This is a genomic window from Pseudoxanthomonas sp. F11, assembly GCF_037046485.1.
In the GTDB taxonomy this organism is placed as follows: Bacteria; Pseudomonadota; Gammaproteobacteria; order Xanthomonadales; family Xanthomonadaceae; genus Pseudoxanthomonas_A.
This window is the reverse complement of record NZ_JBANLZ010000001.1, coordinates 802,437-818,888: the sequence shown is the minus strand read 5'-3', so window position 1 is coordinate 818,888 and position 16,452 is coordinate 802,437. Positions and strand designations below refer to the sequence as shown.

14 protein-coding genes are annotated in these 16,452 nt (G+C 68.3%); 9 read left to right on the top strand and 5 right to left on the bottom strand.

The features are described from left to right. Window positions 1–52: 52 nt before the first annotated feature. Both V8246_RS04040 and V8246_RS04035 read right to left on the bottom strand, forming a co-directional pair. A complete protein-coding gene (locus tag V8246_RS04040; RefSeq protein ID WP_336188010.1) occupies window positions 53–2,530 on the bottom strand; it encodes an acyl-CoA dehydrogenase in 2,478 nt (825 codons plus the stop codon). After that, window positions 2,527–3,450: an alpha/beta hydrolase gene (locus V8246_RS04035; protein ID WP_336188009.1), complete on the bottom strand. Its 924-nt coding sequence runs from the start codon at window positions 3,448–3,450 to the stop codon at window positions 2,527–2,529. The genes V8246_RS04040 and V8246_RS04035 overlap by 4 nt, the downstream gene beginning before the upstream one ends. Window positions 3,451–3,628: 178 nt before the next feature. On the opposite strand from V8246_RS04035, the gene V8246_RS04030 reads away from it, so the two are divergent. Next, window positions 3,629–4,228 carry a TetR/AcrR family transcriptional regulator gene (locus V8246_RS04030; RefSeq protein WP_336188008.1) on the top strand — a complete coding sequence of 200 codons (600 nt, stop codon included), beginning with the start codon at window positions 3,629–3,631 and terminating at the stop codon, window positions 4,226–4,228. Between the two features lie 1,155 nt (window positions 4,229–5,383). Here V8246_RS04030 and V8246_RS04025 read toward each other — a convergent pair. Further along, the gene (locus V8246_RS04025; protein WP_336188007.1) at window positions 5,384–6,199 is read right to left on the bottom strand and encodes a DUF2145 domain-containing protein; all 816 of its coding nucleotides are present in this window, start codon (window positions 6,197–6,199) and stop codon (window positions 5,384–5,386) included. Window positions 6,200–6,206: 7 nt separating this feature from the next. After that, a complete protein-coding gene (locus V8246_RS04020) occupies window positions 6,207–6,653 on the bottom strand; it encodes a hypothetical protein (RefSeq protein ID WP_336188006.1) in 447 nt (148 codons plus the stop codon). A gap of 107 nt (window positions 6,654–6,760) precedes the next feature. On the opposite strand from V8246_RS04020, the gene V8246_RS04015 reads away from it, so the two are divergent. From V8246_RS04015 to V8246_RS04000, 4 genes are all read left to right on the top strand, one after another. Then, window positions 6,761–7,504, top strand: coding sequence for a helix-turn-helix transcriptional regulator (locus V8246_RS04015; RefSeq protein WP_336188005.1), 744 nt, complete (start codon window positions 6,761–6,763; stop codon window positions 7,502–7,504). A gap of 443 nt (window positions 7,505–7,947) precedes the next feature. Next, window positions 7,948–9,738 (top strand): phosphoenolpyruvate carboxykinase (GTP), encoded by a 1,791-nt coding sequence (locus tag V8246_RS04010; RefSeq protein ID WP_336188004.1) that lies wholly within the window; start codon window positions 7,948–7,950, stop codon window positions 9,736–9,738. A gap of 127 nt (window positions 9,739–9,865) precedes the next feature. After that, on the top strand, window positions 9,866–11,503 hold the full coding sequence (locus V8246_RS04005) for an NAD+ synthase (RefSeq protein ID WP_336188003.1): 1,638 nt from the start codon (window positions 9,866–9,868) through the stop codon (window positions 11,501–11,503). Between the two features lie 40 nt (window positions 11,504–11,543). Beyond that, the gene (locus tag V8246_RS04000) at window positions 11,544–12,434 is read left to right on the top strand and encodes a vitamin K epoxide reductase family protein (protein ID WP_336188002.1); all 891 of its coding nucleotides are present in this window, start codon (window positions 11,544–11,546) and stop codon (window positions 12,432–12,434) included. Window positions 12,435–12,493: 59 nt separating this feature from the next. On the opposite strand, the gene V8246_RS03995 is transcribed toward V8246_RS04000, so the two are convergent. Then, a complete protein-coding gene (locus tag V8246_RS03995; RefSeq protein WP_336188001.1) occupies window positions 12,494–13,381 on the bottom strand; it encodes an outer membrane protein assembly factor BamD in 888 nt (295 codons plus the stop codon). A 119-nt stretch (window positions 13,382–13,500) separates the two neighbouring features. Here V8246_RS03995 and rluD point away from each other — a divergent pair, with 119 nt between their 5' ends. The 4 genes from rluD (at window position 13,501) to V8246_RS03975 (ending at window position 16,410) form a co-directional block, all read left to right on the top strand. Next, complete coding sequence (gene rluD / locus V8246_RS03990; protein ID WP_336188000.1) at window positions 13,501–14,484, top strand: 23S rRNA pseudouridine(1911/1915/1917) synthase RluD; 984 nt, start codon at window positions 13,501–13,503, stop codon at window positions 14,482–14,484. Beyond that, window positions 14,481–15,245, top strand: coding sequence for a peptidoglycan editing factor PgeF (gene pgeF / locus V8246_RS03985; protein ID WP_336187999.1), 765 nt, complete (start codon window positions 14,481–14,483; stop codon window positions 15,243–15,245). Before rluD ends, pgeF begins: the two co-directional genes overlap by 4 nt. Window positions 15,246–15,256: 11 nt before the next feature. After that, window positions 15,257–15,775: a DUF4166 domain-containing protein gene (locus V8246_RS03980; RefSeq protein ID WP_336187998.1), complete on the top strand. Its 519-nt coding sequence runs from the start codon at window positions 15,257–15,259 to the stop codon at window positions 15,773–15,775. Between the two features lie 218 nt (window positions 15,776–15,993). Further along, window positions 15,994–16,410, top strand: coding sequence for a thiol-disulfide oxidoreductase DCC family protein (locus tag V8246_RS03975; RefSeq protein WP_336187997.1), 417 nt, complete (start codon window positions 15,994–15,996; stop codon window positions 16,408–16,410). The last annotated feature ends 42 nt before the right edge of the window (window positions 16,411–16,452 follow it).

The window sequence follows — 16,452 nt, the reverse complement described above, 5'->3', positions numbered from 1 at the left end:
TCGCGACGACGGCGGGACATGCCCGCCGTCGTCGTGTCTTCCGGTAAGGGCGTCAGGCCGCTTCGCGCGGCTGGCGCTTGTGCTGGGGCATGTCGTAGTAACTCGCGGCGCGCAGTTCGTGCACGTCGAAGTCGTCCACCGTGATCGTGTCCAGCGTGATCGCGCGCAACTCTTCCAGCTGCTTGCGCTCTTCCACGGTGATCCAGCCCTCGCGCACACCCTCGTCGAGCTGCGCGCTGTAGTCCAGAGCTTCGATGTCCTTGGTCTTCAGCGCCTTCAGGAACTTGCGCTCCACCGGCTCGGCGGCCACGGCCGCAGCCAGGTAGCTGTCGATGCGACCGCCGGGGTTGTTCTCGCACGGGGTCAGGAACACGCCCTGGCCCAGGCGGTCGCGCGCTTCGTTCGGCGCCATCAGCAGCATGGCGACGCGGTGGCTCAGGCGGTCGCCCGGGGCCACGGCACGGCGGCCGAACGGGAACACCACCGGCCACAACAGCCAGCCCAGCGGCTTGATCGGGAAGTTGCGGAGCGCCTGCGACAGCGCCAGTTCGATCTCATAGGCGCTGTTGTGGAAGGCCCAGGCCAGCAGCGGCTTGTCGGCTTCCGGCGCGCCTTCGTCGTGGTGGCGCTTGAGCACCGCGCCCATCATGTACAAATGGCTGAGCACGTCGCCCAGGCGGCCCGACAGCGATTCCTTGAACTTCAGCTTGCCGCCCAGCGCGCCCAGCGAGATGTCGGTCAGCAGCGCCAGGTTGGCCGCGTAGCGGTCCAGCTTGCGGAAGAACTTCTTCGTGTAGGCATCGCCCGGCGCGGCGCCGATCTTCGAGCCGGTGATGCCGAACCAGAACGAGCGCACGGCGTTGGAGATCGCGCCGCCGATGTGCGGGTACAGCACGGCATCGAGCTGCTGGATGCCCGCCTTGGCATCCGGATCCTGCGCAGCGCGCATTTCCTTGATGATGTAGGGATGGCACAGGATCGAGCCCTGGCCGAAGATCAGCAGGCTGCGCGTCATGATGTTGGCGCCTTCCACCGTGATGGCGATGGGCGAGGCCTGCCACGCGCGGCCGGCGAAGTTGCGCGGGCCCAGGATGATGCCCTTGCCGCCCACCACGTCCATCACGTCCTTGGCGATGTCGCGGGCCATGTTCGTGCAGTGGTACTTGGCGATGGCCGACGGCACCGACGGCACGTCGCCGCGGTCCACGGCAGCGGCGGTGGCCTGCGACAGCGCGCTGATCGCGTACGCCTTGCCGCCGATGCGGGCCAGCGCCTCCTCCACGCCCTCGAAGCGACCGACCGACAGGCCGAACTGCTTGCGGATGCGCGCATAGCTGCCGGTGACGCGCGCGCCGAACTTGGCGCCGCCGCTGGCGGTGGAGGGCAGGGTGATCGAGCGGCCCACGGCCAGGCACTCGTTGAGCATGTTCCAGCCCTTGCCGGCCATTTCAACGCCGCCGATCAGCTGGCTCAGCGGGATGAACACGTCGCGGCCGTGGATGGGGCCGTTCTGGAACGGCGAGTTCAGCGGGAAGTGGCGCCGGCCCACGTCCACCCCGGGGGTCTCGCGCGGCAGCAGTGCCAGGGTGATGCCGATATCCCGCGTGTCGCCGAGCAGGCCGTCCGGGTCGTACATGCGGAAGGCCAGGCCGATGAGCGTGGCGACCGGGGCCAGGGTGATGTAGCGCTTGTCGAAGGTCAGGCGGATGCCCAGCACATTGGCGCCGTTCCACTCGCCCTTGCAGACGATGCCGTAGTCGGGGATCGAGGTCGCGTCGGAGCCGGCGAACGGGCCGGTCAGGCCGAAGCAGGGCACTTCCTGGCCGATCGCCAGGCGCGGCAGGTAGTAGTCCTTCTGTTCCTGCGTGCCGTAGTGGTTGAGCAGCTCACCCGGGCCCAGCGAGTTGGGCACGCCGACGGTGGAGCTGACCACGCTGCTGACCGAGGCGATCTTCTGGATCACCTTATGGTGCGCCAGCGCGGAGAAGCCCAGCCCGCCGTATTGCTTGGGGATGATCATGCCGAAGAACTTGTTCTTCTTGATGTAGTCCCACAGCTCCGGCGGCAGATCGGCGTGGACATGGGTGATTTCCCAGTCGTTGATCATCTTGCACAGCTCTTCCACCGGGCCGTCGAGGAAGGCCTGCTCTTCGGCGGTGAGCTGCGGCTTGGGGTAGGCCAGAAGCTTGTTCCAGTCCGGGTCGCCGGTGAACAGGTCGCCCTCGAAGCCCACCGAGCCGGTCTCCAGCGCGATGCGCTCGGTCTGCGACAGCGGCGGCAGCGCGCGGCGCAGGAAGCCCAGCGCGGGGGCGGTGATCAGCGGCTTGCGGATCGCGGGGATCAGCAGCGGTACCGCGATCGCCAGCACCACCAGCGCAGCCACCAGTGTGGCGGTGGGATTGGCGCCCAGCAGCCAGCAGGCCACCAGCAGGCTGGCGGTGATGGCGGCCCAGTAGGCCAGCCGGAGCCGATGGTAGGCGGCGAACGCACCCGCCAGCAGGAAGGCGAGGAAGGGGATGACGATGCTCATGGGGTTGCTCCGGACACGGATTCGGTTACATCGGATTCGGCGTTGCCCGACGCGGCCGGCAGGCCTGCCAGGTATTCCAGCACGGTGGCGGTAAACGCGTCGTTGTCGTCGCCGGCCACCATGTGGGTGGCCTGCGGCAGGTGCATGTGGCGCGCGTGCGGTACCAGCGTCTTGAACTCTTCGACGGTCTTTTCCGAGACCAGGTCGCTGCGCCCGCCACTGATCAGCAGTACGGGACACCGTACGCGGCGGGCGGCGTCGGCGATGGCGTCCTGGTGCTGCGCGCTGTCGCGGGCCAGTTCGTCCACCAGGCGCGGATCCCAATGCCAGCGCCAGCGCCCGTCGCCGCCTTCGCGCAACAACTCGCGCAGGTCGTCGGCGGATTTGCGCGTGCGCCGCTGCGGCTGGTAGGCCGCGATGGCGTCGGCCGCGTGCTCGAGCGAGTCGAAGCCGTCGGGAAACGCCGTCATGAACGCCAGGATGCGCTGCAGGCCGGCGTGCTCCCAGCGCGGGGTGATGTCCACCAGCACCATGGCGCGGAACAGCCCGGGCCAGCGCGACTCTGCGATCAGGCCGAACAGCCCGCCCATCGACGCGCCCACCAGCACCGGCGGCTCGGGCTGCTCGCCGGCCACCACGATCAGGTCATCGGCGAACTGGTCGCCGGTGTAGGGCAGCCCGGCGGCATTGCGGTCCGACTCGCCGTGACCGCGCGCATCGTAGGCCAGGCCGGCGTAGCCGTGCGCGGCCATCGCCAGGCCGGTGCGGTTCCACGCGCCACGCGTCTGGCCGAAGCCGTGTGCATACACCAGGGCAGGGTGCCCCTGCAGTGCGCGCGGGGAAGGGAAGCGGCGGATCGCCAGCGAGAAGGCCCCTTGCCCGACCGGCACGCGGTCCGTTCCGGTGGCGGAGCCGGACACGGCGGAGAAGGGAAGGGAGGCATGCTGCACCATACGGGCTAGTATGGGTTGTCTCATTTAGAGCAGTCAATCGGTTCGTGATACGCGTTTCCAATGCAACTGATTGATTTGTATTTATTTTGTTGTGCGTCGCAACATACATACCGCTACACACCTCGCCGTATGGTTAAATGCGAACATGAACACACCCAGCCCCGACAGCAGCCCCCCCGCCCCCTCGCGCAACGCGCGCCTGAGTGCGGACGATTGGGCCCAGGCCGCCCTCGATCTCATTGCGGAGCAGGGTGTCTCGGCCGTGGCGGTGGAACCGCTGGCCCGCCGGCTGGGTGTCACAAAAGGGAGCTTCTACTGGCACTTCCCGTCGCGCGATGCCCTGCTGCAGGCGGCGCTGGAGCGCTGGGAGGCCGTGGAACAGGAAAGCATCTTCGGCAGCCTGGAACAGGTGGCCGATCCGCGCGAGCGCCTGCGTGCGCTGTTCCAGCTGGTCGGCCACGAGGTGAAGCCGCACATCATCTACAGCGAGTTGCTGAAGGCGCTGGACCATCCCTCCGTCCAGCCGGTGATCGACCGCATCTCCCAGCGTCGCCTGGACTACCTGGTGGCGATGTTCCGCCAGGCCGGCCTGCAGCGCACCGACGCCACCCACCGTGCGCGCCTGACGTATGCCGCCTACGTGGGCTTCCTGCAGCTGTCGCTGCAGCTGCAGCAGCCGCGCATGACCTCGGAAGAATTCGAGACCTATCTCGAACACGTCATCTCGACGCTGATTCCCAACTGAGTTCTGTAGGGTGGGCCTTGACCCACCGCGCGTGTGGTTGTTGTGTGACTGGGTCACGTCGCGCAAAGATTCAGCCTACAGGATCGGCCGATTTTTGAAGGTCTTCGAAGGAATCTGGTCTGACCTTGGTATCAATCAGTCAGCGGGGCATGGGGCGCAGCAAGGCCCGGGATCCAAGCCTCCCAGCAATAGCCGAGCGCGTCAGCGAGCTCGGGATGGCATTCCGTGTTATGTCCGTGCAGGTAGCCGTGGGGAAGCAGCCAGCTTGGGGCAGGACTCCATCCGTGAGGTATTTTCAGAAAGCAATCCCTGTAAACGCGAGATAGCTTGTTGAGACGGCGCGCGATCTGGGAGCCTGGCGGGGTGCAAAGACTAACCAGTTCAGCCGCTGCATGATTGGTAATGGCGTTGGAAAGCAGAATGCATTCGAGCAGGATCTCGGCTACATGGCCCCGGGCTTGGCCGAAGATCATGCTGCGGCCACCATGCGTTAGATCATGCAAGCAGGCCATGAGCTTGTCGGATAGCACGATACCTAGCGAGTTGAGGATGAAAGGAGGAGCCTTCCCGTGAAGATCTTCAAGGACTCGGTCGGGCCTCTTGTGAAATTGAGAAGGCCTTTCACCAGGAGCCAAGTCCTCGACTAGTTGATCTAGCCACTGGTCCCCGGCCACATACCTTGCCCAGCAAGCCCTCCCGAGAGCTTCCGCCTGTGGCCGCAGGAGCGCCAACGCCGAGGCCGTGTTCCCGGCGCTCAGGAGGGAAAGAACTCCTGTTCCATGCTCCAGCGAAAGGGTGTACAGGGCCGATGCGACACCGGGCCGTACTCCCTGAGGAATTGCAAGCTCGCCAACGAGCCTTCGTACTGTCCAGTCGAGTTCCTGGCTACGAGCGGCAAGGTTTAAGAGGCGGGGTGGCAACTCCCCCCGCAGAACCAAATGAGGCTCCTCACCTTTAGTCATAAGCCGAATCGTAACGGATCATGCCGGCGGAGCCCGGAGTCGTGCTCGATGACTCCTTCACTACTCCTGATCGGAACTCATCCGTGTACGGCAATATGAACACGTCGCATTCATTGCGATGGATTATGGGCCTCGGACGTTTGGGAAAGGCGGGCGGGTCCAAGGTGGGCCAAGGTACACCCCACGGAACGACTCACGCCGGCCCCATCGCCCGCTGCCGCACACCACCCCGCCATTCCCGCTGCTCGCGCACATACCCGCTGCGCTCCAGCCAGCGGAAGATCGAACGCACGGTGACGACGGGATAGTCGCCGGACAATCGCGTGCCGACCGGATGGTCGGTGAAGTCGGTGTTGGCGGAGAACAGACCGCCCAGTACGCGCTTGGAGTAGGCGATGTGCACCGTGTCCGGCACGAAGCCATCGCCGCGGGCGAAGGCGTAGGCGCTGCGGCGATCGTAGATCCCGCGGTCGGCGAGCGCGGCGGCCATCACTTCCACGATCCAGGCGGTCGAGTTCTGGTAGTCCTCGCTGCCGGGACGCGCGATCAGGTTGTAGCGCGGGTGGTGCAGGCTGTGCCGCGGCATCTGCTGCAAGCGCACCGCCAGCCGGTCGGCGATCTCGGGAGCGAACCACACGATGCGCAGGTCCTGATTCACCAGGTCGTCGGCGAAGAAGTTCACCAGCCCCTGCGCGTACAGGCCGGAGCGGTCGCTGCCGCATTCGTTGAGCAGGTGCACCACCGTCCAGCGCCCGTGGGCGTGGTCGCGCACCGCGAAGCCGGCATGGCTGTAGACCAGGCCCTGCTTGGACAGGTCGGTCCCGACGCGCGCGATCAGGGCGACCGGTGCGTCCACCTCGTCCAACTGCTGCGCCGCCAGCAAGGCGGTGCGCGCAGCATCCGCGACCTTGTGCGGCGGCATTTCCAATGACTTGCATGCATCGCCCGCATGCGCCGTCCCCGGCAGCGCGAGGACGAAGGCGAGAAGCAGGGCGGTGAGTGCGCGCATCACGCGATCACCCGCCGTAGCGGTGGCTGTGGATATGCGGTCGGGCGGCGTCGTTGGCGATGAAGCACAGCGCTTCACCGGCCGCACTGAGGATCCAGCCCGTCGACACGGCCGCGACACTGATCGCCGTGCCCACCGCGATGCCGAGCCGCTTGATCGCCTCCGCGCTCAGGTAGACCACGAACGAGGCCGCGCCCACCACGCCTGCCGCCGCGAGAGAGACAGTCACCGCCACGCTGCCGGCCACCACCGCCACGCCGGCGACCACCGCGGAGGCGCCATGGCCCAGGGCGTGGATCACCGCGACCGGCACTTCGATGGAGGCCTCCAGGCTGGCCTGCGACAGCCGGCTGGCGCCGTCGGACTGCGGCGCGGCCTGCGCGGGGAGGGCCACGCCCCCCGAGAGGACGGTGGCCAGGGCGAGGGTCAGCGAGCGGACGATCAGGCGGGTCATGCGGGTTCCTCCAGGGTGTCGCAGCCTTGTCGCGGCACGCCGGGCGGTTCAACCGGCATCGACGAGGTAAGCTCCCGCGCAACACCCGGTATAGGAATGCGCTACCGATGGCCGTCTCGGTGGACCTGATCGATGCTCTGAAGCGCTGCCTGCGCGCGCAGGAACTGACCTACCGCGAGCTGGCCGGTCGCATCCGCATGAGCGAAGCGGCGGTCAAGCGCATGTTCTCCCGGCGGGCGATGAGCCTGCAGCGGCTGGAGCAGATCTGCGACGTGCTGGACGTCGGCCTGGCCGAACTCAGCGCCGAGGCCTCGCGCGGGCGCAAGGCGATGGCGCAGTTGAGCGAGGCGCAGGAACAGGCGCTGGTGGACGACCCGCGGCTGTTGATGGCGCTGTTCCTCACCCTCAACCGCTGGCGCGAGGACGACGTGATGGGCCACTTCGGCTTCACGACGGCGCAGTGGACCGGGCTGCTGGTGAAGCTGGACCGGCTGGGCATCATCGAACTGATGCCGGGCAACCGCGGTCGCGCGCTGACGGCGCGCAATTTCCGCTGGCGCGCCGACGGGCCGATGGAGCGTTATTTCCGCCACACCCTGCTGACCGACTACTTCGCCGACCCCTTCGACGGCGAGCAGGACGCGCTGCTGCTGCTCAGCGGCAGCCTGAGCATCGACGGGGTGAAGCAGCTGCGCCAGCGGCTGGAGGAAGTGGCGCGCGAGTTCGACGCCCTGCTGGCCCGGGACGCCACCCTGCCGGCGGAAGACCGGGTGGGCGTCAGCCTGGTGCTGGCGCAGAAGCCGTGGCTGCTGCAGTTGTTCAATCCCTACCGACGCTCGCGCCAGGTGTAGGCGCGGTGGCGGAGATCGAGCCCGGAATGTCGTCGATCGGGGTCGGAAGGCCATCGATGGCCCGGTTGGCTCCAGTGATCGCCCGGCAAGCCCCATCGATCGCGCTCTGAGCTCCACCGATCGCCTTCCGAGCCCGATCGATGGGGCTCCAAGGGTGATCGATGGCACTGGGAGCGCCATCGATGGCGCTCAGAGCCCCATCGATGGGATGGCAGAGCCCCGTCGTTGGCTCTCCGAGCCCGATCGATGGCCTTCGGAGCTCCATCCGCCTGTCCCGGAACCCCTTCCACAGGCAGGAAAGCCTTGTGCGACGGGCTTTCTTGGGCATCCGTGAGACGGGGTCACCCCTGCCCGACCGGCGGTGATGACCGTCCCTCGACGTTCTCCTCGTCTGAAGGACAAGACATTGGTATCATTTTGGTCTCACTTCTCGAGGGCGTGGCATGAACGCAGCGGTCGATGTTTTCAAACGCAACGAATTTCCGGGCAGTTCGCTGGACGCATTGAACGCCTGGGTTGCGGAAGTCGCCACGCTGACCCAGCCGGACCACATCCACTGGTGCGACGGCAGCGACGCCGAGAACGCGCGGCTGACCCAGCAGATGCTGGCCGACGGCACCCTGCTGCCGCTGAACCCGGAAACCCACCCCCACAGCTGGCTGCACCGCTCCAGCCCCAGCGACGTGGCGCGGGTGGAGCACCTGACCTTCGTCTGCACGCCGCAGCAGGAAGACGCCGGCCCCAACAACCACTGGATGGCCCCGGCCGAGGCGCACGCGAAGATGGATGCGCTGTTCGCCGGCTGCATGCGCGGGCGCACGCTGTACGTCATCCCCTACTGCATGGGCCCGATCGACTCGCCGCTCTCGCGCTGCGGCGTGGAAATCACCGATTCGCCTTACGTGGTGGCGAACATGCGCATCATGACCCGCATGGGCACGGCCGCGCTGGCGCGCATCGAGCGCGAAGGTGCGTTCGTGAAGGGCCTGCACTCCACCGGCGAGCTGGACCCGGACCGCCGCTTCATCATGCATTTTCCCGACGAACTGACCATCAAGAGCTTCGGTTCCGGTTACGGCGGCAATGCGCTGCTGGGCAAGAAGTGCCACGCCCTGCGCATCGCCTCGCACCAGGCCCGCAACGAAGGCTGGCTGGCCGAGCACATGCTGATCGTCGGCATCGAGAACCCGCAGGGCGAAACGCACTACATCGCCGCCGCCTTCCCGTCCGCCTGCGGCAAGACCAACCTGGCCATGCTGATCCCGCCGGAAGGCTACCGCCAGGCCGGCTGGAAGGTGTGGACCATCGGCGACGACATCTGCTGGATGCGTCCGGGCGCCGATGGCCGCCTGTATGCGATCAACCCGGAAGCCGGCTTCTTCGGCGTGGCACCCGGCACCTCGGACGGCTCCAACCCGAATGCGCTGGCCACCATCAGCCACCACACCATCTTCACCAACGTCGCCGTCACCGACGACCAGGAGCCGTGGTGGGAAGGGCTGGACTCGCGCACGCCCGCGCTGGACTGGCAGGGCCGCAAGTACGATCCGGCCAACGGCCCGGCCGCGCACCCCAACTCGCGCTTCACCGTCTCCGCGCGGCAGTGCCCCAGCTATTCGCCCAAGGCCGAGGATCCGCAGGGCGTGCCGATCAGCGCCATTGTTTTCGGCGGCCGTCGCGCCTCGCTGGTGCCGCTGGTGTTCGAGGCGCGCGACTGGACGCATGGCGTGCTGGTGGGCGCGGCGATGGGTTCGGAAACCACGGCGGCGGCCACCGGCGCGGTGGGCGTGATGCGCCGCGACCCGATGGCGATGAAGCCGTTCTGCGGCTACAACTTCGCCGATTACTTCGCCCATTGGCTGTCGTTCGACCGGGCTGGCGCGAAGCTGCCCAAGATTTTCCACGTGAACTGGTTCCGCAAGGGCGGCGACGGCAAGTTCCTGTGGCCCGGCTTCGGCGAGAACCTGCGCGTGCTGGAGTGGATGATCCGGCGCGTCGAGGGCAAGGCGGATGCGGTGGAAACGCCTATCGGCCACCTGCCGCGCGCCGAGGATCTCAACCTGGACGGCGTGGCGCTCAGCGACGAGGCCCACGAACTGCTGTTCGGCTTCGACCGCGCCGGCTGGCAGGCCGAGTTCGCCAGCCTTGGCGAGTACCTGCAGGAGTTCGGCGCCCGCACCCCGCAGGCGCTGAAGGACGAGCAGCAGCGTATCGCCGCCCGCCTGGCGGGCTGATTCCCCGTCTCGCGCATCGCTTCCTGCGCTGCCCCGCGCGCGTCCCGGACGCCGCGGGGCTTTTTTCGCGCGGCGCCGGGTGCGCGGTCTGGGATAATGCCGGCGTTCGTTCCCATCGAAGGCCGACATGACCCAGATCCTCCGCATCGCGATGGCGCAGTTCGATTTCCCGGTCGGCGCGGTGGCGCAGAACAGCGACAACATCCGCCGCATGATCGCCGAGGCGCGCGACGAGTACGGGGCCGACGTGGTGCTGTTCCCCGAACTGGCGGTCAGCGGCTATCCGCCGGAAGACCTGCTGCTGCGGCCGCGCTTCCTGGCCGACTGCGAGACCGCACTGACGGAGATCGCGGCCACCACGCACGGCATCGTCGCCGTGGTGGGCTGGCCGCAGAGCGCGGGCAGCGTGGTCTACAACGCGGCCAGCGTGCTGCGCGACGGCGCGGTCGAGACCACCTACCGCAAGCGCGAACTGCCCAACTACGCGGTATTCGACGAGCGCCGCTACTTCGACGTGGACCCGGATGGGGGCGCCTGCACGTTCCTCGTGAAAGGCGTGCCCCTGGGCCTGGTGATCTGCGAAGACCTGTGGTTTCCCGAACCGCTGGCCGACACCGCCAGCGCGGGCGCCGTGATGACGCTGGTGCCCAACGCTTCGCCGTTCGACCGCGACAAGCATGCGCAGCGCGACGCGCTGATCGCCGAGCGTACGCGTGAGACCGGCATGGCGCTGGCCTACCTCAACGTGGTGGGCGGTCAGGACGCGGTGGTGTTCGACGGTGCATCGGTGGTGGCGGACGGCGATGGCGCCGTGCACCCGGCGGCGGCGGCGTTCACCGACCAGTGGCTGGTGGTGGATTTCGACGCGGCCGCGCGGAAGTTCAGTCCCGTGGTGTGGATGGACGACGGCGACGAGAGCCGCGACGCGCTGGCCTGGCGCGCGATCGTGCGCGGCATCCGCGACTACTGCGGGAAGAACGGCTTCTCGAAGGTGTGGCTGGGCCTGTCCGGCGGCATCGATTCGGCGCTGGTGCTGGCGCTGGCGGTGGACGCGCTGGGCGCGGAGAACGTCACCGCGGTGCGGTTGCCGTCGCGCTATACCGCGGGCCTGTCCAACGACCTGGCCGCCGAGCAGTGCGCGGCATTGGGTGTGAAGCTGGAAGCCATCTCGATCGAGGCGCCGTTCAAGGGCTTCCTGGAGGCGCTCGGTCCGGTGTTCGGCGACACGCCCGCCGACACCACCGAGGAGAACCTGCAGTCGCGCAGCCGCGGCGTCATCCTGATGGCGCTGAGCAACAAGTTCGGCGGCCTGCTGCTGACCACCGGCAACAAGAGCGAGTACGCGGTCGGCTACGCCACCATCTACGGCGACATGTGCGGCGGTTACGCGCCGATCAAGGATCTGTACAAGACGGAGGTGTTCGCGCTGGCGCGCTGGCGCAACACCGTGGGTGGCGCGCCGGTGATCCCGCCGGCCGTGATCGAGCGTCCGCCGTCGGCCGAACTGCGCGAGAACCAGAAGGACCAGGATTCGCTGCCGCCGTACGACGTGCTGGACGCCATCCTGTTCCGCTACGTGGACCTGGAGCAGTCGCGCGACGAGATCGTCGCCGCCGGCTTCGATGCCGCCACCGTGGACCGCATGCTGCGGCTGGTACGCATCAACGAGTGGAAGCGCCACCAGGCCGCGCCCGGACCGAAGGTCTCGCGTCGCGCGTTCGGCCGCGAGCGTCGCTACCCGATCACCAACAAGTACGCGCTGTGAGCCGGCGACTGCGCCGCGAACGCACCCCCCGGAGATCCGCATGACCACCCGAAAGAAGAAGCGCAAGGCGCATCACGTGCATCAGGCGGGCTCGGTACCGCGCGTGGCGACGCCACCGGATCGCGTGATGCTGGCGCTGGCGGCGCTGGGCCTGCTGATCACCGGCTACCTGGCCTGGACGGCGGGGAGCGGGTCGCCCTCTGCGTTCTGCGGCGCCGATGGGGGGTGCGATGCGATCCAGCGCAGCGGCTGGTCCACGCTAATGGGCCTGCCGATGGCACTGTGGGGCTTCGGCCTGTATGCGGTGATCGTGTGGGTGTCGCTGTCGCGCAAGGCGTCGCCGCTGCTGCGGTGGCAGCGGCAGTGGCGGCTGGTGCTGCTGGGGCTGGCGATCAGCGTGTACCTCACGGCGGTGGGGGCTGTGGTGCTCGACGCCTTCTGCATCGGCTGCCTGGCTTCGCTGGCGGTGTTGGCGGCGATGTTCGGCTGGCTGCAGCTGCGCCGCCCCGTGTCCGCGCCCGGCCAGCCCTGGCAGCGGTGGTGGGTGGTGCAGGCGTTGCCGGTACTGCTGGTCGTGGCTGTCCTTCACGTGCATCAGAGCGGACTGCTGCACCAGCGTCCGGAAAGCCGTCGTGCGGCGGCACTGGCCCAGCACCTGTCCGATTACGGCGCCAAGTTCTATGGCGCGTCATGGTGCGTGGAATGCCGGCAGCAGAAGCGCCGCTTCGGCCATGCGGCGGACCGGCTGCCCTATGTGGAGTGCTCGCCCGGCGGGCGCAACACGCCGATGACGTCGACATGCGCGGCGGCCGGCGTGACCGTATTTCCCACCTGGGTGATCGACGGCATCCAGCACAACGGCGTGATCGAGCCGCAGCAGCTGGCGGTACTGACGCGCTTCGACTGGGACAGGGCCAGCGCGGCCGAATGATCCGACCCCAAACGAAGAAAGGGCCCTAAGGCCCTTTCTTCCGGACGATCGCGCTGGGCTCAGTCGTCGTTGCGGCGCTCGGCGGTGTTGATGGACTTCTCGCCCGCGAACGGGTTCAGGCGACGCACCATCCACGGATAGTCCGGCCACTTGCCGGCCAGCCAGGGGTGCTGCGGGTCGTTCAACTCCAGCACGCGCCGGGCATCGGCGGCCAGGGCTTCGTTGCCCAGGCGGGTGTAGGCCTCGGCCAGCACGGCGACGGCGTCGTTCTGGTGCGCGCTCTGCGGATAGGTTTCCAGCAGGTACTTGGCGCGGCTGGCGGCCGACACATAGGCGTCGCGGCGCAGGTAGTAGAGGGCGGTGTCCAGTTCGTGCAGGGCGAACTGGTTGCGCAGGGCCACCATGCGCTGGCGGGCATCGGCGGCGTAGCGGCTGTTGGGGTAGTTCTCGGCCACGCGGTTGAAGTCGTTGTAGCCCTGCATCGGCGTGGCCAGGTCGCGGCGGCTGGCGTCCAGGCGCCACACCTTCTGCAGGAACACCGTGTCGCGGTTGGAGTTGGCCAGCCCGCGCAGGTAGTACATGTACGGGATGTTGCGGTGCGTGGGGTAGGTGCGGATGAAGCGGTCGATGGTGGTCACCGCGTCGTCCAGCTTGCCGGCCTTGTACTCGGCATAGGCCGTTTCCATCAGGGCCTGCTCGGTGTAGGGGCCGTAGGGATACTGGGCGATCAGGCGGCGGAAGCTGGTCAGGCCGCGCTCCCAGTTGTTGTTGGCCATGGCCTGGTGCGCTTCCTGGTACATCACCTCGACCGGCTGGTTCTCAGGTGCTTCCTTCTTCTTGAAGATCTTGCCGCAGCCGGTCCCGGCGAAGGCGATCGCCAGTGCCAGCAGGACCAGACGGGCGGACGCGGAGGGGCGGGTAAGGCGGGGAAGGGCACGCTGGGTCATGGGCTGGCGGCAGGCCGCGGCAGGGAAACAGGCTGTCGATGATAGCCTAGGCGCCGCCTTCGCCATGAACAATCGGCCAATACGGACCGGCGGCATGGCCTTCCTGGACGTTTTCCCGCATGACCGAACCCGATTCCCCCGATTCCTCCGACACCCCACGCACGGCCGTCGTGCCCGCCAGCGCTGCCGGCCGGCGCTTCGACGCCGCGCTGGCGGAGCTGTTCCCCGAGTTCTCCCGGTCGCGCCTGACCGAGTGGATCAAGTCCGGCAATGCGCTGCTGGATGGCCAGGTGGTGCGCCCGCGCGACCCCGTGCGCGGCGGCGAGACCGCCAGCCTGGACGTGGTGCTGGATACCCAGACCCACGCCGAGCCGGAAGACATCCCGCTGGACATCCTGTACGAGGACGAGCACGTCTTCGTGCTGGACAAGCCCGCCGGACTGGTGGTTCATCCCGGTGCCGGCAATCCCACCGGCACGCTGGTCAATGCGTTGCTGTTCCGCGATCCGTCGCTGTCGGCCTTGCCGCGCGCGGGCATCGTGCACCGGCTGGACAAGGACACCTCGGGTGTCATGGTGGTGGCGCGCACGCTGCCGGCGCACACCTCGCTGGTGGCGCAGCTGGCCTCGCGCGACGTGCATCGCCAGTACCTGGCGATCGTGGTCGGTGCGATGGTCTCCGGCGGCACCGCCAATGCGCCGATCGACCGCCACCCGCGCGACCGCCTGAAGATGGCCGTGCGCGAGGATGGCCGCGACGCCGTCACCCACTACCGCCTGCGCGAGCGCTTCCGCGCGCATACCGCGCTGGAATGCCGGCTGGAGACAGGGCGCACCCACCAGATCCGCGTGCACATGGCGCACATCAAATACCCGATCGTCGGCGATCCGCTGTACGGCGGCCCGCTGCGCCTGCCGAAGGGCGCCAGCGACGAACTGATCGCGGTGCTGCGGGGCTTCCGCCGTCAGGCCCTGCATGCCGAGACGCTGGAGTTCGCGCATCCGGTCAGCGGTGAACCGGTGCGCGTCACGGCGCCGGTGCCGGCCGACATGCTGGCGCTGCTGGCGGCCCTGCGCGCGGACACGCAGGCGCAGCGCAAGTGAATCGTGCGCCCGTCGTGCAGGCCGCCTGGCCCGCGCCGCGGGGCGTGCACGCGTTCACCACGTTGCGCCATGGCGCGGGCGTGTCGCAGGCGCCGTTCGACCACTTCAACCTGGGCAACAAGTACGCGGCCGACGGCGACGATCCGGCCACGGTGGCGTGCAATCGCGCGCAGCTGGCCGAACTGGCCGGCCTGCCGTCGACGCCGCACTGGCTGAAACAGGTGCATGGCACGGATGTCGTGCGCGTGGACGGACCCCCGGACCGCGATGCGCCCGAGCCCGTCGCCGACGCGCTGGTCACGACGACGCCGGGCGTGGTGCTGGCCATCCTCACCGCCGACTGCCTGCCGGTGGTGTTCGCGGCAAAGGACGGCCGCGAGATCGCCGCCGCGCACGCCGGCTGGCCGGGGCTGTCGAAGGGCATGCTGGAGGCGACGCTGGCGGCCATGCGCACACCGGCCGCGGACGTGGTGGCGTGGATCGGGCCGGCGGCGGGGCCGCGGCGTTACGAAGTCGGCGAGAACGTCTTCGCCGCCTTCGTCTCGCAGGATGCGGGCGCGGCCGCGGCGTTCGTGCCGACGCGTCCGGGCCATTGGCTGGCCGACCTGCCTGCGCTCGCGCGTCGCCGCCTCGTCGCGCGTGGCATGCGGGCGGATGACATCCATGGCGGCGATCTCTGCACGATCAGCGAACCCGACCGCTTCTTCTCCCACCGCCGCGACGGCCGCAGCGGCCGCATCGCCACGCTGGCGTGGATGTAGGCGTAAGCCCGTTGTTCGCAGCATTGCTGGGACCGGCGTTCGCCACGCTGCCGGCACCCGTGCGCGCCCTGCACGCGGCGCAGGGCCTGCAGCGCTACACGGGCGAGGTACGGGTCGAACGCGGATCCGGCGTGCTGTCCCGACTCATTGCCGCTGCCACGCACCTGCCACCCGCGGGCGCAGGCCCACTGTGCGTCAAGATCGACGCATCACCTGACCACGAACGATGGACCCGTTTCATCGGAGGCCGCGCCATGCCCTCGCGGCTGTGGCGCGAGGGTGACGTGCTGTGCGAACGATTGGGCGTAGCGACGTTCGGGTTCCACCTGGAGGTCGTAAACGAGGCGATAGTCTGGCGTGTCGTCCGGGTCGGTGTGTTCGGCGTGTCGCTACCGCCACGCTGGTTCACCGGCGTCGGCGCGCGCGAATTCGCGGACGGCGAGCGTTACGCGTTCGATGTGCGGGCCTGGTTGCCGCTCGTCGGACTGCTGGTGCACTACACGGGCTGGCTGGATGTACGCAGCGAGTGAATGGCTGTCCTTCTCCCCGCCTGCGGGGAGAAGGTGCCCGGAGGACGGATGAGGGGCGCTGCTCGTTGTCGACACGGGGAGCGAGCGTCAGTGCATCGCGCGTTGCGCCGTTGCGGTGGCGCGATGGGTGGCAGGCTCCGTTCCCCCCTCACCCGCCGTTGGCACCCTCTCCCCGCACGCGGGGAGAGGGGAATCATCCTGTTTGATGGAGAGGTTGCGTGACGACAAGGGATTCATCCAGTCCGCGAGTGCCGGTCATCGTCTTCGACGGCATCTGCGTGCTGTGCAACGGCTGGGTGCGTTTCCTGCTGAAGCACGACCGTGAGGGCCGCTATCGTTTCGCGGCGATGCAGACGGACGCGGGTCGCGCGTTGCTGGCGCGGCATGGACTGGATCCTGACGACCCCGCATCGTTCCTGCTGGTCGACGGCGAGCGCGCGTGGACCGACAGCGACGCCATCCGGCGCGTGCTGACCGGGCTGGGCGGAGCATGGCGCCTGGCGGGCGTCATCGCGTGGGTACCGCGTTTCGTGCGCGATCCGGTGTACCGGTGGATCGCGCGCAATCGCTATCGCCTGTTCGGCACCACCGCGTGCCATGTGCCGACGGAGGAGGAGCGCGCGCGCTTCCTGTAGCGTGCGCCATGCGCACGACGCCGTGCGTCCGCAATGCCGGGG